This window comes from Microbulbifer jejuensis (assembly GCF_047289955.1).
In the GTDB taxonomy this organism is placed as follows: domain Bacteria; phylum Pseudomonadota; class Gammaproteobacteria; order Pseudomonadales; family Cellvibrionaceae; genus Microbulbifer.
In genome coordinates, this window is sequence record NZ_JBLBUB010000029.1 from 17538 (window position 1) to 37825 (window position 20288).

The window sequence follows — 20288 nt, forward strand, 5'->3', positions numbered from 1 at the left end:
GCTCCCTAAGCAATGACGGCATCGGATTGTTCGGTGACCGGGCGCAGATCGCAGACCTGTCCATCCACAATCTGGATATTGCGCTGGGCGCGGCGGGCCAGGTCCGGGTCGTGGGTGACCATGACGATGGTGGTGCCCCATTCGTTGATAAATTCCAGCAGTTCCATCACCTGGCGAGCCATCAGGGAGTCGAGATTGCCGGTGGGTTCGTCCGCGAGCAGAAAGCGCGGTTCGCCGGCCAGGGCGCGGGCAATGGCGATACGCTGCTGCTGCCCGCCAGAGAGCTGCGCCGGCAGGTGTCTGGCACGGGCAGACAGGCCCACCTGCTCCAGTACTTTTTCAATACGCTTGCGGCGCTCTTTGGCATTAAAACCGCGGTAACGCAGCGGCACGTCGATATTGTCAAACAGGTTTAAATCGGGAATCAGGTTGAAGCCCTGGAAAATAAAGCCGATTTTCTCGTTGCGCAGGCGCGAGCGCTGGCGATCATTGAGATTGCTAACGTCCTCGCCATCCAGCAGGTACTGGCCATCAGTCGGGATTTCCAGCAGTCCGGCGATATTCAGGAAAGTGGTTTTACCGGAGCCACTGGGACCGGTTACGGAAACAAACTCCCCTTCTTTGACTTCCAGGTTGAAGTCGCGCAATGCGTGGGTTTCGATGGTATCTGTGCGGAAACTCTTGCGAAGATTATGCATTTTGAGCATGGTGATGTTCCTTGTTGATCACTGAATAGTTGTGTGGCCTTTGGGCGGGCGTCGCCGTATTTGCACGGCCGTCCACGGGCGATTTTTTCGCGGCGTTACTCTTTCAGGGCAACCAGCTGCGCGTTTTCCAGTTCCTCGGCGGAAGAGATTATGATTTGATCCCCTTCCTGCAGGCCGGAAACAATCTCCACTTGTTTCAATCCCAGAGCACCGATCTGGATAGATACCCGCTCCGCCTGTTGCTGGTTATTCAGGCGAAAGACATGGCGGCCACCACTTTGGTCGAGAAATCCTCCCCGTTTCACCAGCAATACTCCGTTGCGGTTTTCCAGCAGGATACGGGCGGTGAGGCGCAGGTTCTGGCGCAGGTTCTGGGGCTGCCCTTCGGTAAAGCGCACCCGCGCAATGACCTGGTTATTGATCACTTCGGGGGAAATGGCGGTAATCTCGCCGGGTAATTCTTTGCCGCCGAGATTGATAGCGACGGCCATGTCCAGACCCAGGTCATCGGCATAGTTTTCAGGCACGGCGGCTTCCAGTTCAAAACTGGTGAGATCCACCACTGTGATCAAGGGGGCGTTGGCCGCAACGGCACTGCGTTGTGATGCGGCCAGGCTGCCGATGGTGCCGCTCACGGGGGAGCGGATCTCCAGTTCGCGTACGCGACGCTGCAGCTCCTCTACCTGTAATTTCTGCTGGGAGACCTGTAGGTGGAGTGTCTGGGTATCAAAGTGGAGGGATTCTTTTTCCAACTCGGCATTTTGTACGGCTTGCTCATATTCCAACTGTGCACGGGCCATATCGTCTTTATTTTTTTCAAAATCGAGCAGGGAAATAATCTGCTTTTCCATGGAAAGCTCAGCGCGTTTTAATTCCCGCTTGGCAGCGGTGAGATTGACCCTGGCAAGATCGGCCTTTTGCCGGTTTTCCATCCGTTGGCGTTTGGCCTGGATCTTTTGTCGCTGTAGCTCCACGGTTAGTTGGTTGAGCTGAGCTTCCTCCTGGGCCAGTTGGTTGGACAGCGCGGGGCTGTCGACCGAGGCCAGCAGTTGACCCGCCTCCACGGTATCCCCTGCCTTTACCGCGAACTTCACAATGCCCTGGGCCGGGCTGTACAGGGTGGGGCTGTTGGCGGCGACCACTCTGCCCTGGACTACCAGGTCGCGGATCAGGTCGCCGCGCTGGACCTGGGCGATATTGATCCGCGCCAGCGAGAGGGTGCCGTCTACAGACCCGGTGTTATGCCAAGCGCCAATGCCCAAGGTTAAAAAGGCGACGGTGATACCGAGCAGAGCGGAAGCCTGATAGGTTTTCGGGTTCTTCCAAAGCGGTACGGCTTCGATTCTTGTGTCCTGCCTGGAAGTGTCTCTTATCATTGCGGCTTTCCATTTCTCTGTGTGGTTGCGTCTGCATTGATAATTTGGATGCAGCGCATTTCTGTTTTGGATGCAAATCAGGAAAATCTGCTTTACGGCATAGATGGCAATAGCCGTGCCAAATATTCAAATGCAAATAACCTGTTAATAGTTAAAGGGTTTATCGTTCTGCTGGGATTGTGTATCGCTGCCGAGGTGTCCACTAAAAGTGTCCGCTGTCCGCCTTGTACGGGAGAGGGACAACATTCCTCAAGGCGCAACAGGTGCTGTTGAGGGTGTCGGTGATTCAGGATATGGCCGTCTGGGGTGCAGCCATGCAGGGGCGGGTGGATTGTGGTAGAGTGCGCGGTCTTTTTCCGATCCTTTCAGCTGTATTGCATTTTATGTTTCTCCCTTCGTTGTTGTCTTCCACCCGGGCCGATTGGTTCGGGAATATCCGTCGTGACGTACTTGCGGGCCTGGTGGTGGCCCTGGCACTGATCCCTGAGGCCATCGCCTTTTCCATTATTGCCGGGGTGGACCCGCGGGTCGGCCTCTACGCTTCATTTTGTATCGCCGTGGTGATCGCCTTTGTGGGCGGTCGACCGGGGATGATCTCTGCCGCCACCGGCGCCATGGCCCTGCTAATGGTGACCCTGGTGAAGGAGCACGGTCTGCAGTATCTGCTGGCGGCGACACTGCTCACCGGGGTATTGCAGATCATTGCCGGTTATCTGAAGCTGGGCAGCCTGATGAGCTTTGTCTCCCGTGCGGTGGTCACGGGGTTTGTGAACGCCCTGGCCATTTTGATTTTTTTGGCACAGATGCCCGAGCTGACTGGAGGCTCCTGGGAAGTCTACGCCATGACGGCTGCGGGCCTGGGGATTATCTATCTGTTTCCGTATATTCCTGTGATCGGCAAAGTCGTGCCTTCACCGCTGGTATGTATCCTGTTACTGACCGCTGTTGCCGTGACCATGGACCTGGATATCCGTACCGTAGGCGATATGGGTGCGCTGCCGGATACTCTGCCGATTTTCCTCTGGCCGGAGGTGCCGATAAACTTCGAGACCCTGCAGATTATTTTCCCCTATTCCGCCGGTTTGGCGGTGGTGGGGCTGCTGGAATCTTTGATGACCGCGACCATTGTCGATGAACTCACCGACACCCCAAGCGATAAGAACCGCGAATGCAAGGGGCAGGGCATCGCCAATATTGCCGCGGGCACCCTGGGTGGAATGGCCGGCTGTGCGATGATCGGGCAGTCGGTGATCAACGTGAAGTCCGGCGGTCGCGGACGCCTCTCCACTCTGGTGGCGGGTATTGGCCTGTTGGCGCTGGTGGTTTTCCTCAGCGACTGGGTGGCGGTAATCCCCATGGCGGCGCTGGTTGCGGTCATGATCATGGTCTCTATCGGTACGTTTAGCTGGGACTCCATCCGCAATCTGAAGCACCATCCCCTCTCCACCAATCTGGTGATGATGGCGACAGTGATTGTGGTAGTGTGGACCCACAACCTGGCCTATGGTGTATTTGTCGGCGTGTTATTGGCGGCTTTGTTCTTCGCCAATAAGGTCAGCCATTTCATGTATGTCAGCAGCACGCTGGATGCGGTGAAAAGCCGCCGCACCTATAAGGTTATGGGGCAGGTGTTTTTCAATTCCGCGGACAAATTTACCGCTTCGTTTGATTTCAAAGAAGTGGTGGACACGGTGGTGGTCGACCTGAGCCGGGCGCATTTCTGGGATGTTTCCGCTGTGTATGCGCTGGACAAGGTCGTGCTGAAGTTCCGCCGCGAGGGCGCAGAAGTGACGCTGGTAGGGTTGAATGAAGCCAGTGAAACCATCGTCGACCGATTCGGCGTACACGATAAACCCGAGGAAATTGAACGGGTTCTTGGAGGGCATTGATGGCTGTAAGCAACAGAGACAATAACAATAAGACAACCTGTAATGGTGGCACCCCGCCGTCGGTACTCTCCTGTATCGACGGTTCCCATTACACCGGTGCGGTGTGCGATTACTCAGCCTGGCTGGCGGGCAATCTGCAGGCGCCGTTGAAACTGTTGCACAACATCGAGCGCAGCAATGTCCCTGCGTTGACGGACTTTACTGGCAGTATCGGCCTTGGCAGCCAGGAGGAGCTGTTGGAAGAGCTGACCGCGCTGGAGCAGGAGCGCGCGCAGCTATTGGTGAAGCAGGGCAAACTGATGTTGCAGGCCGCGCGCAAACGCGTTGAAGAGGCCGGGGTTGGGCAGGTGATGACCTGCCAGCGCCACGACAGTCTTCCAGAGTCTGTGCTGGACTTGGAGGATGGTATCCGCGCCCTGGTGTTGGGTATTCGCGGCGAGGAGCACGGCGATTCCGAGCAGGGCCTGGGGGCGCAATTGGAAACCGTGGTGCGCTCCCTGCACAAACCGATCCTGGTGGTAAACCGGGAATTCCGGACACCACATCGGGTGATGCTCGCATACGATGGCAGCGAGGCGGCGCGCAAAGCGTTGTCTTTGGTCGCCGGGAGTGCACTTTTTCGCAGCCTGTCTTTGCACCTGGTGAATGTGGGGTCTGCAGAAACGGCGGAAGTACTGCTGGCGGAAGCCAGTGCCCAGCTGGATGAGAAGGGCCTGGCAGTGAGTGCCAGCCACCTGCAGGGCAATACCGTCGAGGCCCTGATTGCCTATCAGATGGAATATCAGATTGATTTGACGGTAATGGGCGCCTTTAGCCACAACCGCTTGCGCGATCTGTTGATGGGCAGTATTACCGCCAAGATGCTGCTGAACACCCGCCAGCCGCTGCTGTTGCTGCGATAGGGGTTCCCCTTAAAGTGCCAGCGCGGCTTCCTCGGGGCTCACAAACCAGCGCAGTTTGTCCGCGTCCGCGGGCAGCGACAAATCGTAGTGTTGCCCATTGCGCTGCTTGCGACACAGCTCCCGCTCGGCAAGGGCCAGGTACTTGTCGAGGGCGCACAGCGGCGGCTTTGTTTCTGTCGGCATTGTTGGCAAGTCGCTGAAGTCCGGCTGCGCCAGACAGGAGGTCGCAAGCGGTTTTTTGCCCTGGTAGCGCCAAACGCCCTGGGCTTCATCGAAGCAGTAGTAAGGCAGCAGTTTCCAGCCGTGCTGCGCCACCAGTGATACGGCATCCAGCAAGTAGGCAAACACCTCCTCACTGATAAAGTAGTTAAAATTCAGGCGTACCCAACCGGGGCGCATCAGCTTCTGTCCCTTGAGTATCTGTTCTTCCAGAGCGCGGCTGTAGGCCATATCGATGCCCAACAGCGTGTGGCCGTAAGGGCCGGCACAGGAACACCCACCGCGGGCCTGGATACCGAAAAGATCGTTGAGCAGCGCCACCACGAAGCCGTAGTGCAAATCGCCTCCGCGCCATTTGATGCGCAGCGAAACAATGGAGAGGCGCGGTACGTCCGGATTGCCGAGAATCTCGATATTTTCCTCCCTGGACCAGTGCGCCAAGGCGCGATCCACCAGCGCTTTTTCCCGTCGGGTAATCTCATCAATGCCCACCGCCCGCTGCAACTTGAATACCATGCCGGCGCGGATGGATTCGATGATGGCCGGGGTGCCCCCTTCCTCCCGGCGCTCGGGGTCGGCCAGATAGCGGTGATCCTCGGGAGTGACGTAAAGTACCGTGCCCCCGCCGGGCGTCGCCGGTACCGTGTTTTGCAGCAGCCGCTTATGCACCACGAGTATCCCCGGAGTGCCGGGTCCGCCAACAAATTTGTGGGGTGAAATAAATACCGCGTCCTTGCCGCTGTCCCCCTGGGCATCCCGCCGGCCGCACATATCGATGGCCAGATAGGGGGCGGCCGCAGCATAGTCCCAGAAGGACAGGGCACCGTGTCGATGGAGCAGGCGGGTCACAGCATCCACATCGGTCACAATGCCTGTCACATTGGAGGCGGCGGAAAAGCTGCCGATCTTGAGGGAGCGGCCGGCGTGGGTGTGCAGCTGTCTCTCCAGGGCATTCAGGTCCAGGGTGCCGGCATTGTTCAGGGGTATGGAAACCAGATCGGCAATGCTCTCCCGCCAGGGCAATTCGTTGGAGTGATGCTCATAGGGGCCGATAAAGACCACCGGTCGCCGCTTCGCAGGGATACTGTCCCGCAGGCGGTACTGCCGGTCCAGGTCGGCGGGCAAGCGCAGGTTGAGGATATCGATCAGTTTATTGATTGCCGCGGTGGCGCCGGAACCGCAGAAAATGATCTTGTGCTCGGGGCCGGCATTGATCGTGCGCCGGATTTCCTCGCGCGCTTCTTCGCGCAGGGCGGTGGTCTGTGCTCCTGTGTAGGAAGTCTCGCTGTGTGTATTGGCGTAGTAGGGCAATACCCACTGGCGGATCGCGTCCTCGATAAAGGTCAGGGAACGCCCGGAAGCCGTGTAGTCTGCATAGATCAATGGCTTCGGGCCAAAGGGGGTATCGATCGGTTGCATATCACCGATCACCGAATCGCGGATGCGTTTTATCAGCGTTGTCATGTTGCATTCCCCTGTTTGATCGGGCCTTATTCTAGGGCTTTACAGGCGAAACAACATGTCTCTTGGTGTCTCTATTTTGATAATTATCGAAACAATGTGCCGGAAAAATTTCTTAATTGGAACGATAAGATATAATATTTGTTAATTGCGAGACGTATGGGGTTTTGGCTAATGTGGGGCGGCGAGGGGATAGGCAATGGGATTCAGTAAACAGGACAGACAGATTCTGGAATGGCTGCAGCGGGATGCGACGCTTTCCGTGGGGGAGGTTGCCGAGCGGGTAGGCTTGTCCAAGTCTGCCTGTTGGCGGCGCATACACCGGATGGAGGCGGATGGCGTGATTGCCGAACGGGTGACCCTTCTGAACCAGCACAAGTTAAACCTGCCGCTGACGGTGTACATTTCTGTCCGCACCAACCAGCACAATGATCAATGGGCGGCACGGTTTGGTGAACTGGTGCAGGGGATTGCGGAGATTCTGGAGGTCCACCGCATGAGCGGGGACCTGGATTACCTGCTCAAGGCGGTGGTCACCGATATGCCCGGTTACGACCGTCTGTATAAGGAGCTGATCAAGGCCGACCTGTTCGATGTCAGCTCCAGTTTTGTGATGGAAACCATGAAGCAGACAACCCGCCTGCCATTGAAACATGCTATGGGCAAATGACACACAATGGCTGTGGCGTCCGCGCGATTATCGCCGGTGTTTCGCCTCGCCCAGGGCCTAGTCGTGCGCTGGTACAGACAGGCTATTGCGAATATCCCCCAAGGCATTGGCGCTGCGCCAGCGGTTTAAGGCCAGAACCACCAGCATCGCAACAATGGAGCCCAGCCCGGCCAGCAGCATGTCTTTTTGAGCGTCCCAGATATCTCCCTGGGAACCTAGATAGGCAATGCCCAGTTCCGGTGAGACAGTGCGGGCTGCCAGCCATTCGATGATTTCATAGATGGAAGACAGGGCGAAGGTCATGTCAACGGGAAAGAAGTAGGCCCAGAACCCATGCAGGCCCGCCATACGCACCAGTATTTCCCGTACCGGATAGGCCAGCAACAATCCAAAACTGAAATGCACCAGCCGATCGTACATATTGCGTTCGGCACCGATCCACTCCTGCAGGGTAAAGCCGAAGGGCACTTCCGCATAGGTATAGTGGGAGCCGACCAGATGCAGGCACATAAACAGGGTTATCAGCGTATAGGACACTTTGGAGAGCGGGAAAGCGTGTGTGCTGATCAAAATCACCGGCAGCGCGGCGAATACTAGGTAATTTTCCAGCAACCAGTCGTCCGGATGCAGGGGCTGCCAGGCGGACCAGCCCCAGGTAAGGGCAAAAACGACCAGTAAAGACAGGTGGAATCCATGTTGGCGGAGTGTGAACATAACGGCGGAAACCCCACTGCAGACAAGGTGAATCCGCGCCAGCATACACCATTGTGCGCAATGGGTTGCGCCTGAACACGTCTCTCAACGCGACCTGGCGCGGGGTTGGGCGATGGGGCAGGTGGCTGCTTTGGCCGGTGGCCCGGATATTTTGGACAAGCCGGGGTCGCGCGGTGGAATGCCGCTATGGGACTCCCGAGCCACAACCATTAGAATGGCGCGTCGAGATGGCCCAGGCGTCGGTACGCTTGTATTTCGGTCATCGTTTCCCCTGGTACGCCATCGGCGTATCTGTGATTACACAACCACGATTCCCCAACTGCGAAGGGAGAGACAGTAAGGATGATCATCCAGCCAAAAGTACGCGGGTTTATTTGTACCAATGCCCATCCACAGGGTTGTGCAGCCAACGTGCGCGAGCAGATTGCGTATATCCAGTCGCAGCCGACCCTTGAGAAGGGACCCAAGCGGGTATTGGTTGTCGGTGCCTCCACCGGTTACGGGCTGGCCTCGCGAATTACAGCCACTTTTGCCTGCGGCGCCAAAACCCTGGGGGTTTTCTTCGAGAAACCACCAACAGACAAACGCACCGCCTCCGCCGGCTATTACAATGCCGCCGCTTTCGAGGCCGAAGCGCACCAGGCAGGGCTCTACGCCAAGAGTATTAATGGTGACGCCTTCTCCGACAAGGTGAAGGCTCAGGCCATCGATTCGATTAAAGAGGATCTGGGACAGGTGGACCTGGTTGTCTACAGCCTGGCTTCTCCGCGCCGTACTGACCCCAAAACTGGTGCATTGTACAGTTCGGTACTAAAGCCCATCGGTGAATCCTACACCGCCAAGAACCTCAACACCGACAAGCTGGAAATCACCGATATCACTGTCGAGCCTGCCACCGAGGAGGAAATCACCTCCACAGTAAAAGTGATGGGTGGCGAGGATTGGGAACTGTGGATGCAGGCCCTCGGTGATGCCGGGGTACTGGCGGAAAGTTGCAAAACGGTGGCCTACACCTATATCGGTGACAAGCTCACCTGGCCGATATACGGCAACGCCACTATCGGCAAGGCCAAGGAAGATCTGGACCGTGCGGCAAAGGCCATCAGCACGAGTGGCCGGGCCTCCGCCAATGTGGCAGTGCTCAAAGCCCTGGTGACCCAGTCCAGTTCCGCTATCCCGGTCATGCCCCTGTATATCTCTCTGATCTATAAAGTGATGAAGGAGGAGGGGACTCATGAGGGCTGTATCGAGCAGCTGTATCGCCTCTTTACCGAAGGGCTCTATACGGATACACCGCGTCTGGACAGGGATAACCGCCTGCGCATGGACGATAGGGAACTGCGCCGGGAGACCCAGGCCAAGATCGAGAAACTCTGGCCTGCAGTGACTGGGGAAAACCTCTTCGACTTGACCGACTTCAAGGGCTACCAAGAGGACTTCCTCAAGCTGTTTGGGTTTGGTGTGGAGGGTATTGATTACAATGCTGATATCGGGCCGCAGGTCGAGGCGGGGTTCAGCGATTAAAAAAGTGGAAGTGCACTAGCGGGCCTTTGTTGCCCGGGAGTGCCTTTGCCGCTCCCGCCTGCGGCTCACGGTGATTCCTGTTCGCACTATGCCCGCTGCCCGCAAAGCGGCATATTCACTCCTCCCTGAAACCCAGGCGTGGCAGGGTTTTCAGGGGCGCTGTACTTTCTGGATGTTCCCCGGAGTTGGCTGATTTTCAACGGATTGCGCTGGGATCGGACGTTTTTGGATGCCCGAATGAGCCTGAAAAGCAAGCGCTGGATTATCCCCCTGGATTCAGAGACTTATGATCTGTACGGCGCGCCGAGGCCCCTCTTCGAACCTCCCTTTTTTGTTGTCAGAAAGCCGGAAATATTCTGCTGGTGGCAAGATTAGAGGTATCGCAAGATACCAGAGTGGAAAACTCGATTGAGGCTGTGATCATAGTCGGGACATTGGGGCATAAAATTGCAAAATCTTATGATCAATAACTGGGGACTTTGTACGATCATACAGTGGCGTGCTGCAATTAGGCCATCTAAGCCTTAAGTACATGGTTTGGGTATTGAGACTACGACGAGTTGGTGGTTGGTTCGGTGGATAAATCGGTATGTTTTATCTCGGCAACAATGACTGAATATCCTTTATCAATCATCTGCGGCTTTATGGCTGCGCCGATACCAGAACGGCTTCCTGTAACCACGCAATTGCCCATGATTTTCACCAGGGTAATTCGGCTTAGATTATTTTCTAGGCGCTTCTAAGTGTCGCTTTGCAGAGATAAAAACGAGGGCGGTTCGCCGCCGCCATGTACCGCAAGTGAAGCGCCTGAAATATAAGCTGCGTCGTCCGATGCCAGGTATAAGCAGGCTTTGCCAATATCATCAGCGGCGGCCATACGTTTCATTGGCAGATGCTCCTCAATTTTAGTAATACCCTCTGCGCCGCCATAGTGCTTAAATGCCGCTTCGGTTTTTGCCATTCCAGCGATGATCGCGTTTACGCGAACAACTGGCGCCCATTCTTGGGCCAGTGATTGCGTCAGGTTTACCAGGCCCGCTTTGGCGGCACCGTAAGCAGCGGTGCCGGGAGAGGGCCTGCCGGCGGAAATACTGGCGATATTGATAATAGAGGCATTCTCAGCGGTATCGACCATTGCCTTATATGCCTGCTGACACAGCACCGCGGGTGCAATAAGGTTGAGGGTGATAATGGAGAACGTAAATCGAGGGGAAGCTTTTTTTGCATCGACCTCCGGGCTGCCTCCAGCGTTATTGATAAGTACATCCAGTTGCCCGGTTTCAGTCAGTGTGAAATCGATCAGGCTTTGCGTTGACTCAGGGTCTCGAACATCGGTGGCTTGGAATAGGACGGATCTGCCACTGATGGATGGCAGCACCGCTGGTTTTTCGCGAGCGCAGATGATTACGTTGGCGCCAGCATTGAGAAACTGTTCTGCAATACCTTTACCGATGCCGCGGGATCCACCTGTGATCAACGCTGTTTTGCCGTGGAACTGAAGTGCGCTCATAGTAACCCGGCGGTCAGGTAGTGATGGTGTGTTGCGGAAATTTTATTGATCATTTCTGTATTTAATCATCACTATATAACTGCCAGGCTCAGAATATATTGGCGCATTTATTTTTGCGTGAATTATAAAAAACGATATTAACAAGTAATTGAAATCATACTTAGCTTTTGCGTAGAATACTACTCAAATATTTAAAAAATATTTACCATGAGTAAAATAGATCCATTGGAATTTCGCCAGGCTCTAGGCAGTTTTGCTACGGGTGTTACGGTAATTACCTCTATTGATCCTGGCAATAACCCGGTCGGGGTCACGGCGTCGAGCTTTAACTCGGTATCACTCGATCCACCGCTGGTGCTTTGGTCATTGGCTAAAAATGCAATGTCGCTGTCTTCTTTTCAAAGCTCAGGGTATTTTTGTGTGCATATACTGGCGGCCAGCCAGCAGGATACCTCAGATCAATTTGCTTCCAGGGGCGTAGATAAGTTCGCAGGTATTGACTGGGGGAGGGGTATTGGTAATTTGCCAATTTTATCTAAGTACGCTGCACGCTTTCAGTGTAAGACAAGTTATCAGTATGAAGGTGGTGATCATATTATTTTTGTTGGAGAAGTGCTGGAATGTGACCGGGTTGAAGAATTGCCACTGGTTTTTCATGGTGGTAAATACGCGCTTGCAAAAACTAAACATGGCAATGAAAAATATAGAGAGGCTGTCAATATCGAGGCGGGTACTTTTTCGGATCAGTTTTTTTTATACTTGTTATCTCGCTCACATTTCCAGGCTGCTCATAAGCTGCAAAAAGATTTGCGTGAAAGTAATTTGAATAAGGAAAAGTATCTTGCTCTGACATTGTTTGGTATGGGGGGTGGGCTTTCTTTACAGGACTTGCATGTTCGCATGGAGCATACCGGGCATAAACCTAGTCATGCGATGCTTCAAGATATGTTCGAGCGCGGACTGATTGTGGAGACGACAAGGGGTACTAGGGATAAGATCAAGTTTTCCTTATCTGTTAAAGGGCGTGAGCTCTACGTTAGTCTGCTGGCAAAATCGAAAGCAATTGAAGAAGAATTGTTAGATGACTTTTCGCCTGAGGAAGTGGCGGATACACGGGATTTTCTGCAGCGCTTTATCCGGAAATCCGATCCCGGTGTTCCGGATTTATGGCAGTGAAAATGAGTCATAACCAGTTACATAAATAGTCAATTGGAGAAAATATGGCACTTGTTAAAGGGTTTGATTTGGGGGTATACACCTTTCCTCGGGGTTGGTTTATGATCGCTGAGGCCAATGAGCTGGATGATGGCCCCAAGGGTGTGCGGTTTTTTGGCAAGGATTTTGCTCTGTATCGTGGTGCAAGCGGTCGGCTTGTGTTACTTGATGCCTACTGTTTGCACATGGGGACACACCTGGCAAAAAGCAACAGTGCCTCCATCGTGACCAACAGTGAGCAACTTGAAGGAGACTCAATTCGCTGTCCCTATCACGGTTGGCGCTATAACGCAGAGGGCCAGGTAGACGATATTCCTTATTTTGACGGCCCGTGTCCCAAGGCTAGAATTCAAAGTTACCCTGTCGTTGAAACGCTTGGTGCCATTATGATGTGGCACGATCCTGCTGGGGGTGAGCCTGATTACGAGGCCCCGGACTTGGAGGCGTGGCATGACTCACAGTGGATTAATGGGCGCTACGACCATCTGGGTGAAATAGGTATTCACCCGCAAGAGATTATCGATAATATGGCCGATGCGCATCATTTGGGCCCAACGCATGGTGCGCCCTGTGAGTATTTTGAAAACGAATATATAGGTCATAAATATTACCAGCGTCAGGGCGGCTTCCACCGGATGTATGGCGCCCATCTGACGACATTGACCTGGTATACCGGGCCGGGTCTGTTATTGTCTAGGCAGCGCTTCGGTGATACCAATGGCTATGAGTTTATTTTCCATACGCCGGTTGATGAGGGCGTGGTTAAAGCCTGGCACAATAATCTTTCACTGGCGCCAAGTGCCAATCCCGATGAGCAAGACATCGCAAATGCAAAAATGGCACAAGAGGGTGCACTTGCGGCTTTTGCTCAGGACCTGCAAATATGGACGAATAAAAAGCCGGCATTACAAATTATGGCTTTACCTGTCGAGCGCAATTTTCGATTGGGGAGAGTTTGGTACAAGCAGTTCTACAATCCGATCGAAAAAGCGAATGAATTTCATGCTAAGGTGGATGGCAAGCACCACCTAAAAGGCCTTGCTAAACCAGCTGAGTTAGCGGCGGAATTACAGGAATAAGTCAGGCGAAGGGTAAGGAAAATACAATTGGATGGATTAAACACTGTATCCGCCATCCACGCAGAGTATCTGCCCGGTGACGTAATTTGCGCGGTTTGAGGCAAAGTAGGCGGCAGCTTCGCCGACATCCCTGGTTTTACCGAAGCGTTTCAGACAAAGCGTTGCTTTAACGGCTTGTTTCCACTGTTCGTCAAAGATGCCTTCTTTTTCAAGACGTAGATAGATACCAGCCTCAATCACACCGATTGCAACAGAGTTTGCACGAATATTGTGAACACCCTCTTCTTTGGCAATGTATTGCATAATGGCTTCAATACCGGCTTTAGGGGCAACCGATAGCGCATCTCTGGGCGGGATACGGTTTAACCCCGCAGAAGATATGTGTACAAAGCTGCCGCCACCCTGGGTGCGCATATGAGGAATGGCTGCTTTGGCTATCCGATAAAAACCGTTGAGATCGTTGTGGATCACTTCTTCCCACTGTTGATCAGTGATGTCATTAAAAAAGGGTTGAGCAATGTCTGATCCGGCTGCCACAATCACAGTATGCACCCGGTGGTGCATTTTGACAGCAGAATGAAAGGCGTTGTTAATACTGTTTGCGTCGGATAAATCGGCCCGATGAATAGAGCATTGACGATCCATGGATTTGATTTGTTCAGAAAGTTGACGCGCTTTTTCAACATTACTTCTATAGGTAATGGCAATATCGCTGCCATAGGCCGCGATTCGTTCGGCACAGCTACTACCGAGGCCGCCGCTTCCTCCATAAATTAATGCAGCACCACTTGGGAATTCTTGTTCTGCCATAGTATATTTACTCGGGTATCGAGATATATCTTTTTCAGTAATATACAGCCAAAGTTTGGATTGAACTTGCGTTCAATACTTTCTTTGTTAACGTGTCCACCCTAGGTCGCCATACCAAAACTTGATCTACCAGCAGTGCGGATACAAAGCCAAAAATCAACGGAAATCGTAAATTGTGTTACCGGCACACTGGATTATAGTAATCCGAGGCCGTTCATTTGTAGCCCATAGCTACCACCAATACGGCGTATTGAAGTTTCCGGTGTACAACAGTCTTGAAGTCGCGTATGGTCGCAGGCAGCAGGCCGGAAATAGCGGGACTGTATTAACGCACTTGCTTTTAGGTCGAGTGCCATTGGCGTTTCCTATTGCTTAAGAAGAAATTTTTGTACTTTGCCCGAGGCATTCCTCGGCAACGATGTAACGAAGTGCAACACTCGCGGCACTTTGTAATTGGCCATATGTTCCCGGAGCCAGTTGCGTAGCGTATCGGGGGACGGTTGCTCCCCTTCTTTTAGTATGATATGTGCAACCCCAACTTTGCCAAGCCGGTCATCATGCATGCTTGTTACTGCGGCGTCTGTGATAGAAGGGTTCCTCAATAATAAATTTTCTATTTCCGCGGGATAACAATTAAACCCGCCGCTGATATACATATCCTTGGCTCTGTCAGTGATCTTGATATAGCCATTGGCGTTTTGCCAGCCGATATCACCGGTATTTAGCCAGCCTTCTTGGTCGATCATTTGTTCGCTTGCCTGTGGGTCATCAAGGTAACCCTGCATCACGCTAAAACCTTTCACAAAAATATTGCCAATTTCACCAGACGGGAGCTGCTGGTTGCTGTTATCCAGAACCTTGATTTCAATACCATCAATAGCACAACCGGCAGTATTGGCGATGGTTTCAAGATCATCATCCTGGCGGCAAATACTGACAACGCCGCATTCAGTTAAGCCGTACCCAGTGTAGACCTCTTTAAAGCCGAGTATTTTTTTCATGTCGCGCACCAGTTGCTGTGGAACTGAGGCTGCACCGGTCACCGCACAGCGAAGGCTGTTTAAAATCGTGTGGTTTAACTGCGGTGAGTTTAGCAACGACTGGAATACAGTAGGGGCACCAGGCAATACACTTATTTGCTTTTCGTCGATAGCCTCCAGAATAGTATCGGTATCAAATACAGGCTCCGGAAAGGCTGTCGCACCAGTGATTAAACAGGCCAACCAACCCGCTTTGAAGCCGAAGGTATGAAAGAAAGGGTTAACAATTAAATAACGGTCTTGATCGTTCAGTCCGACTGCCGCTGCCCAAAGTTTAAAACTAGCGACTACTTGACCATGGTTGCTCATGACCCCTTTGGGCGCACCTGTGGTGCCCGAGGTATACATGATGTCAGACAGTGAATCGCCACTTAGTGCACAGATAGACTCATCAACCTGTTGATCTGTGACGCCGTGACCGCGAGTAATAAAAGTTTTTAAAGAATTTACATGAGCATCATCATTAGAGAGTTGTCCGCGCAATACAATTATCTCGTGTACGCACTCGGGCTTATATTCATCGAGTAATTTTATATAGTCCGTATCAAGAAAATTACTGACCGTAAATAAGAGCTGACTATGGGATCGGTTCAATATGTCTCCGGCTTCGATCCCCCTGTAGCGGGTGTTCAATGGTACCAGAATGCCACCAGCCATCATGCCACCAATGGCTATCCAGACCCATTCATGAATATTTGGAGCCCATATGGCAAATCGGTCATCGGCCTTAAGTCCGCTCGCAATAAAGCCCTTCGCCGCTTCCTTTGACCTGTTTTTCAATTCTTCAAACGTCAGAGTGATACCATGGTCATCAATAGCGATTCGCTCGGGCCATTGATCGGCCGCATCGATGATAATGTCGGGAATAGTTTGTGTCAGATCTATCATGTTGTCAGTTCGCTTTAATGATGTCTTATATGTCTTTTAAAGCAGCGGCATGTGGTGATTGCCAGGGGTCGATAATTAAATGTAATAATTTTTTACTGCATTTAAGCTTACTATCATACACATAAATAAATTAAAATATGATAATTTTAGACAATGCTCAGGATAGTCTTAATGAACCTCTCTCTGATTAATACAGTACAGCAGTCAACAACTATCTGATATTGCAATGTCCACAGCTTAAGTTTTCGTAACCGTCAAATTATAATTACGTGGATTCAAATTGAAGTTCCTGTCCAGAAAGGCAACTTACGTGCCAGTAAGGTCGGTCTTTGGAAAGACCTTAATAGGTGGACAGGCTGGGCTCAGCTAACTGAGCTCTGAAACCTGAATTGCATGTCATGCTTGTGCATTGCGGTGTGTTCTCGGCAATTTATAATCCGCTATCCATCGTTGTTGCGCCAAACGTATCGGGTTCACCCTGATGAGCTCGCTAGTTGTGATCAAATAAGGGAGAGCGGCGTGATGCGTCCCCCAACATCCAAGTATAACACTTGAAGACCGCCACTAGGTCAGTGGCGGGATGCTGTGGAGATCAGTCTCTCAGTGATATCTGAGGTTTGTTCGGTATATCACCATGACGAGTCACATAATGCACTCTGAGCGGTTTCCCAAAAGCGCACGGCAGTCTGCGGCAGTGTAGAAATGCGCTCCGCACCTGTGCCTCATTAATGGAGATACTAACGAGTCGGAAGGAAAGAATACCCCTCTCCCAGGACACGCTGTGAATACATCCTTGTGCGCTCGTAATCGGCATCCATGCCTCATATGATTCTGGGAGAGGGGTTTGCTTTCCTCCTGCTTTACTGGTAAGTCGCGAGGAAAACCTTAAACCAGCAGAGATCGAACTTTTTATCTGTAGCCTGGTCCCCCTTATTGCGTGTTGTTTCATTCTGTATTAATTTTGACTGATTTGTACGAGTATATATAGTTTAAAGCAAAAAAGTAATATCAATCGTAAAATACTTGAAGCAAATATACGAATAGTGATATGGTTGTCAAAAGGTGTGCGGGGCAACAGGTTTCGGAATAGAGGGTGGCAGGAGTACTAGACAAAATTAAAGTTTTTGATTTGTCGCGGGCCATTGCCGGTCCGATGGCCGCTATGGTTCTATCTGACGGTGGTGCGGGGCTTATCAAGATAAAAAGGCCTGAAGGCAATTCCAGTCGAGAGTCGCAGCTCGGGTATCGTGAGGTAAGCGGTGGGCCTGCTATATAGGCCGTGGTGGTGCGCTTTTTACAGGTACCTATTGGCTCAGTCTTGGCGCAGAATAATTAATTGGACAGCAAACCCGAGGTTTGTGTTTGGCACTTCCCCAGGTAGGGCCTTGTACCCGGCGCTGGATAGGTCATCTGAGGTCCGGATCGGATCATGCCTGCAATGGACGGCATGCTGGTGCTTGGCCACTCTTATCCGCAGTTGGCAGAGGTGTTTAAAAAATTTGCAGCCGACGAGAGGATCGCAGCAACTGAGATAGCCGGGCAATGTATCCAAAAAACATTCGCCAGAAGAAGTTTTAAGTGATGAGCTGTTTTTACAGGATGCTTGTGTCGCCAAAATTGGCGATCCTAAATACGGTGTTACGCATCAGCCAGGTAACTTTAGCCGTCAAGGTGCCTCGATAGGGCTGAAGCTGCCAACAGTGGCAATAGATAGAGGTGATGTACGGAGCCACAGCGTGCGCGTTTTTTGAGCTGTACCGTATTCTGGAAATAGGCGCCATTGCTCAAAAAACACTCGAAATTGCCGCGGTTCATGTTTTGTAAAGCGCTATAAAGATCGTCCTGTATTTCAGACTGTTGACGAATAGAGCGTAAAGGTGAGGTCAGCACAATTGTGAACACGAGATTATCATGCGGTTGCCCTGAGGTAATGTGTTACCTGAAGTGATAGAATTTGTTTGGATAGTAATCATTCATCGGGTAAGCATATGGTTAAAGAAAACAAAAATGAGGCTGATAAGGATATCGTTTTAGATGAGGTTGATCACCGGATTATCGAAATGCTGCAAATTGATGGGCGGATGTCGATACGGGATATTGCTGACAAAATTGGCTATACATCCTCAATCGTGCGTAAGCGCATACAGCGTATGACAGATGCTGATGTGATGCGCGTGGTTGCGGTTACCGATTTTAAAGCCGCTGGTTACGAGTTAATGTTAGCGATTGGTATAGAGGTGGAGAATCGTAGTGCCGAAGACGTGGGGATGGAACTGGCGGAATTGGACGAAGTGTTCAGCGTTAACATGACGACCGGACTACACGATCTGGATATCATGGTTGCTGCTCGTGATTTCGAAGAATTGTCATATTTTTTACACGATAAATTCCAGAATATTGAAGGAATTGCCAAATTGACGCCAGCGATTACTGTTGATGTCTTTCGTTATGAATCTGGGTGGGTAGGCGAGTTATGAGTAACGGAAAACTTGACGAAACAGATCGAAAAATCCTCGAATATCTCTCTGTTGATGCCCGTGTCAGTAATCGGGAAATTGCAGAATCGATGAATTTAACTGAGGGTACCGTGCGTGGCCGGATTAAGCGTATGCAATCAGAAAATATGATTCGCATCATGGCTATTGCCGATGTGCGGGTGCAAACCGGCTATGAGAATCCGATGATGGTCTATCTCGGCATTCATGCCGATCTTAAGGGGGTCAAAGAAACTGCTAAAGAAATTAGCATGTTACCATTTATTCGCTTCACGGCGACTATGTTGGGTCGTTACGATATCTTGGCGATTTCCTTTATTGGCTCTAATGAAGAGTTAATCCAGCACATCAATGCGGACATTATGACAATTAAAGGGGTACGCCATGTGGAAACGAAACTGGCAATAAAAAGCTTAAAGTACAATTACCGCTGGGGGCGAGTAATCAAATAAGTAATATTCTGCCAATAATTTTACTAATCTATATACATAAAACTTTTTGAATGGTAAATTTCGCATTATTATTATGCATTATCTGCTTTTTCAGCTGTTAGAAAAGCGGCTAACCAGGAGAAAGTCTATGTCGCTGGCAGTAACAACCGAACGCCAAACGTCAGGAATTGATGTTGCATCCTATCTTGAGAGTATCAAGCAGCGTAGTGCTGAAAACCGGAATCAAAGACGGCTGTCTGATGCAACTATTCAGGAGTTCAAAGCATCGGGGCTGATAAGGTCGATGTTGCCCAAGCGCTGGGGTGGATTGGAAGTGACGCCGCAAGAGTTCTTCGCGGCGCAGATAAAAATTGCAGAATACGATATGAGTTCGGCTTGGGTTGGCGGTATTATCGCTGTCCACGCATTTCAACTCGCCCTAATGGACGAGCGGGCACAGGCCGATATTTATGGCGAAAATCCAGACGCTTGTGTATCGAGTTCTTATAATCCGGTGGGAGGTAAAGCCCAGGTTGTGGATGGCGGTATCATGCTCAGTGGCCGCTGGGGCTGGAGTTCGGGTAGTGATCATTGTCAATGGGCTTTGCTTGGCGCAATTGTGCCAAATGAAGGCTATCGAACCTTCCTGGTGCCACGCTCTGGCTATGAAATTGAAGACACCTGGCACGCGATGGGTTTGCAGGGGACAGGCTCCAATGACATCGTCATCGAAAAGCCAGTATTTGTAGCGCACTACCGTACACATAAACAAATAGATGGTTTTAACTGCAAGAATAAACAGAAAAACCCAATGTATAATTTGCCCTGGGCTCAAATCTTTGTCCGTGTCGTGTCGGCACCGGCCATTGGTGCTGCTCGGCATGCACTGAAAATTTTCAAACAAAACGCCAGCACCAGTAGCACAGATCCAACAAAGCTTGTTGGAGATCCGGATGTGCTGCGCCGTGTGGTGGAAGCGGAGCATCTGATTGATAGTAATGAAACAATTATGATGCGTAATTTCGATGCAATGATGAAGAGTGTTAATCATGGCCAAGAGATACTATTGCTCGATCGTGTTCGATACCGATACCAGGCTTCTGTTGTAATTGATGAGATGATCAGGGCTGTTGACTGTCTATTTGATATTGCAGGTGGGCGGAGCGTTTTCAAAGGCGCAGAAATTCAAAATATTTGGCATGATATACACGTTGCTCGGGCACACGTTGCAAATAATCCGGTGCCGTTTGCACGAAACTTTGGCAATATGATGATGGGGGGTGAAAATCCGGACTTATTTGTCTAGATGGCACCTGCTTTTAAGCTTTTCACTATTTGAGTGTTTAGGGATGGATTTC

General features: G+C 51.5%; 19 protein-coding genes. 11 read left to right on the forward strand and 8 right to left on the reverse strand.

Annotated features, from left to right (window positions below; translation table 11 throughout):
• Positions 1 to 5: 5 nt before the first annotated feature.
• Positions 6 to 707, reverse strand: a complete 702-nt coding sequence (locus ACL7TT_RS16795) for an ABC transporter ATP-binding protein (RefSeq protein ID WP_413397127.1) — start codon at positions 705 to 707, stop codon at positions 6 to 8.
• Between the two features lie 95 nt (positions 708 to 802).
• Positions 803 to 2083 carry an efflux RND transporter periplasmic adaptor subunit gene (locus tag ACL7TT_RS16800; protein WP_413397129.1) on the reverse strand — a complete coding sequence of 427 codons (1281 nt, stop codon included), beginning with the start codon at positions 2081 to 2083 and terminating at the stop codon, positions 803 to 805.
• Positions 2084 to 2466: 383 nt separating this feature from the next.
• Between ACL7TT_RS16800 and ACL7TT_RS16805 the strand changes: the two genes are divergently transcribed.
• Together ACL7TT_RS16805 and ACL7TT_RS16810 are read left to right on the forward strand one after the other, a co-directional pair.
• Positions 2467 to 3972, forward strand: a complete 1506-nt coding sequence (locus ACL7TT_RS16805) for a SulP family inorganic anion transporter (RefSeq protein ID WP_413397181.1) — start codon at positions 2467 to 2469, stop codon at positions 3970 to 3972.
• On the forward strand, positions 3972 to 4874 hold the full coding sequence (locus ACL7TT_RS16810) for a universal stress protein (protein ID WP_299943941.1): 903 nt from the start codon (positions 3972 to 3974) through the stop codon (positions 4872 to 4874). The genes ACL7TT_RS16805 and ACL7TT_RS16810 overlap by 1 nt, the downstream gene beginning before the upstream one ends.
• Before the next feature lie 9 nt (positions 4875 to 4883).
• Here the strand turns inward: ACL7TT_RS16810 and ACL7TT_RS16815 are convergent, their stop codons facing one another.
• Entirely contained in the window at positions 4884 to 6557 is a 1674-nt protein-coding gene (locus ACL7TT_RS16815; RefSeq protein WP_413397131.1) for an aminotransferase class V-fold PLP-dependent enzyme, read from the reverse strand.
• A 196-nt stretch (positions 6558 to 6753) separates the two neighbouring features.
• Between ACL7TT_RS16815 and ACL7TT_RS16820 the strand changes: the two genes are divergently transcribed.
• On the forward strand, positions 6754 to 7224 hold the full coding sequence (locus tag ACL7TT_RS16820; RefSeq protein WP_299943947.1) for an Lrp/AsnC family transcriptional regulator: 471 nt from the start codon (positions 6754 to 6756) through the stop codon (positions 7222 to 7224).
• A 57-nt stretch (positions 7225 to 7281) separates the two neighbouring features.
• On the opposite strand, the gene ACL7TT_RS16825 is transcribed toward ACL7TT_RS16820, so the two are convergent.
• Positions 7282 to 7938, reverse strand: coding sequence for a DUF2238 domain-containing protein (locus ACL7TT_RS16825; RefSeq protein WP_413397133.1), 657 nt, complete (start codon positions 7936 to 7938; stop codon positions 7282 to 7284).
• Positions 7939 to 8280: 342 nt separating this feature from the next.
• Between ACL7TT_RS16825 and fabV the strand changes: the two genes are divergently transcribed.
• Complete coding sequence (fabV, locus tag ACL7TT_RS16830) at positions 8281 to 9462, forward strand: enoyl-ACP reductase FabV (RefSeq protein WP_413397135.1); 1182 nt, start codon at positions 8281 to 8283, stop codon at positions 9460 to 9462.
• 550 nt (positions 9463 to 10012) lie between these two features.
• Here fabV and ACL7TT_RS16835 read toward each other — a convergent pair.
• Positions 10013 to 10156 (reverse strand): hypothetical protein, encoded by a 144-nt coding sequence (locus ACL7TT_RS16835; RefSeq protein ID WP_413397137.1) that lies wholly within the window; start codon positions 10154 to 10156, stop codon positions 10013 to 10015.
• 45 nt (positions 10157 to 10201) lie between these two features.
• The gene (locus ACL7TT_RS16840) at positions 10202 to 10972 is read right to left on the reverse strand and encodes an SDR family oxidoreductase (protein ID WP_299943955.1); all 771 of its coding nucleotides are present in this window, start codon (positions 10970 to 10972) and stop codon (positions 10202 to 10204) included.
• A 207-nt stretch (positions 10973 to 11179) separates the two neighbouring features.
• On the opposite strand from ACL7TT_RS16840, the gene ACL7TT_RS16845 reads away from it, so the two are divergent.
• Positions 11180 to 12148 carry a flavin reductase gene (locus ACL7TT_RS16845; protein WP_299943957.1) on the forward strand — a complete coding sequence of 323 codons (969 nt, stop codon included), beginning with the start codon at positions 11180 to 11182 and terminating at the stop codon, positions 12146 to 12148.
• Positions 12149 to 12192: 44 nt separating this feature from the next.
• Positions 12193 to 13266: a Rieske 2Fe-2S domain-containing protein gene (locus tag ACL7TT_RS16850; RefSeq protein WP_413397140.1), complete on the forward strand. Its 1074-nt coding sequence runs from the start codon at positions 12193 to 12195 to the stop codon at positions 13264 to 13266.
• A 36-nt stretch (positions 13267 to 13302) separates the two neighbouring features.
• Here the strand turns inward: ACL7TT_RS16850 and ACL7TT_RS16855 are convergent, their stop codons facing one another.
• Positions 13303 to 14076, reverse strand: coding sequence for an SDR family NAD(P)-dependent oxidoreductase (locus ACL7TT_RS16855; RefSeq protein WP_413397142.1), 774 nt, complete (start codon positions 14074 to 14076; stop codon positions 13303 to 13305).
• A 365-nt stretch (positions 14077 to 14441) separates the two neighbouring features.
• Positions 14442 to 16004 carry an AMP-binding protein gene (locus tag ACL7TT_RS16860; protein ID WP_413397144.1) on the reverse strand — a complete coding sequence of 521 codons (1563 nt, stop codon included), beginning with the start codon at positions 16002 to 16004 and terminating at the stop codon, positions 14442 to 14444.
• Positions 16005 to 17097: 1093 nt separating this feature from the next.
• On the opposite strand from ACL7TT_RS16860, the gene ACL7TT_RS16865 reads away from it, so the two are divergent.
• From ACL7TT_RS16865 to ACL7TT_RS16885, 5 genes are all read left to right on the forward strand, one after another.
• Entirely contained in the window at positions 17098 to 17280 is a 183-nt protein-coding gene (locus tag ACL7TT_RS16865; RefSeq protein WP_413397146.1) for a CoA transferase, read from the forward strand.
• Between the two features lie 153 nt (positions 17281 to 17433).
• Complete coding sequence (locus tag ACL7TT_RS16870) at positions 17434 to 17586, forward strand: hypothetical protein (protein ID WP_299943969.1); 153 nt, start codon at positions 17434 to 17436, stop codon at positions 17584 to 17586.
• A 406-nt stretch (positions 17587 to 17992) separates the two neighbouring features.
• A complete protein-coding gene (locus tag ACL7TT_RS16875) occupies positions 17993 to 18481 on the forward strand; it encodes an Lrp/AsnC family transcriptional regulator (protein ID WP_299943972.1) in 489 nt (162 codons plus the stop codon).
• On the forward strand, positions 18478 to 18951 hold the full coding sequence (locus ACL7TT_RS16880) for an Lrp/AsnC family transcriptional regulator (protein WP_299943975.1): 474 nt from the start codon (positions 18478 to 18480) through the stop codon (positions 18949 to 18951). Before ACL7TT_RS16875 ends, ACL7TT_RS16880 begins: the two co-directional genes overlap by 4 nt.
• A gap of 127 nt (positions 18952 to 19078) precedes the next feature.
• Positions 19079 to 20236: an acyl-CoA dehydrogenase family protein gene (locus tag ACL7TT_RS16885; RefSeq protein ID WP_299943978.1), complete on the forward strand. Its 1158-nt coding sequence runs from the start codon at positions 19079 to 19081 to the stop codon at positions 20234 to 20236.
• Positions 20237 to 20288: the final 52 nt, after the last annotated feature.

Coding starts and splice junctions, on each gene's coding strand:
- ACL7TT_RS16800 (WP_413397129.1), bottom strand. CDS start 2,083: ATGATAAGAGACACTTCCAGGCAGGACACAAGAATCGAAGCCGTACCG.
- fabV (WP_413397135.1), top strand. CDS start 8,281: ATGATCATCCAGCCAAAAGTACGCGGGTTTATTTGTACCAATGCCCAT.
- ACL7TT_RS16835 (WP_413397137.1), bottom strand. CDS start 10,156: ATGGGCAATTGCGTGGTTACAGGAAGCCGTTCTGGTATCGGCGCAGCC.
- ACL7TT_RS16815 (WP_413397131.1), bottom strand. CDS start 6,557: ATGACAACGCTGATAAAACGCATCCGCGATTCGGTGATCGGTGATATG.
- ACL7TT_RS16870 (WP_299943969.1), top strand. CDS start 17,434: ATGCCTGCAATGGACGGCATGCTGGTGCTTGGCCACTCTTATCCGCAG.
- ACL7TT_RS16860 (WP_413397144.1), bottom strand. CDS start 16,004: ATGATAGATCTGACACAAACTATTCCCGACATTATCATCGATGCGGCC.
- ACL7TT_RS16845 (WP_299943957.1), top strand. CDS start 11,180: ATGAGTAAAATAGATCCATTGGAATTTCGCCAGGCTCTAGGCAGTTTT.
- ACL7TT_RS16820 (WP_299943947.1), top strand. CDS start 6,754: ATGGGATTCAGTAAACAGGACAGACAGATTCTGGAATGGCTGCAGCGG.
- ACL7TT_RS16810 (WP_299943941.1), top strand. CDS start 3,972: ATGGCTGTAAGCAACAGAGACAATAACAATAAGACAACCTGTAATGGT.
- ACL7TT_RS16825 (WP_413397133.1), bottom strand. CDS start 7,938: ATGTTCACACTCCGCCAACATGGATTCCACCTGTCTTTACTGGTCGTT.
- ACL7TT_RS16875 (WP_299943972.1), top strand. CDS start 17,993: ATGGTTAAAGAAAACAAAAATGAGGCTGATAAGGATATCGTTTTAGAT.
- ACL7TT_RS16880 (WP_299943975.1), top strand. CDS start 18,478: ATGAGTAACGGAAAACTTGACGAAACAGATCGAAAAATCCTCGAATAT.
- ACL7TT_RS16840 (WP_299943955.1), bottom strand. CDS start 10,972: ATGAGCGCACTTCAGTTCCACGGCAAAACAGCGTTGATCACAGGTGGA.
- ACL7TT_RS16885 (WP_299943978.1), top strand. CDS start 19,079: ATGTCGCTGGCAGTAACAACCGAACGCCAAACGTCAGGAATTGATGTT.
- ACL7TT_RS16850 (WP_413397140.1), top strand. CDS start 12,193: ATGGCACTTGTTAAAGGGTTTGATTTGGGGGTATACACCTTTCCTCGG.
- ACL7TT_RS16805 (WP_413397181.1), top strand. CDS start 2,467: ATGTTTCTCCCTTCGTTGTTGTCTTCCACCCGGGCCGATTGGTTCGGG.
- ACL7TT_RS16855 (WP_413397142.1), bottom strand. CDS start 14,076: ATGGCAGAACAAGAATTCCCAAGTGGTGCTGCATTAATTTATGGAGGA.
- ACL7TT_RS16795 (WP_413397127.1), bottom strand. CDS start 707: ATGCTCAAAATGCATAATCTTCGCAAGAGTTTCCGCACAGATACCATC.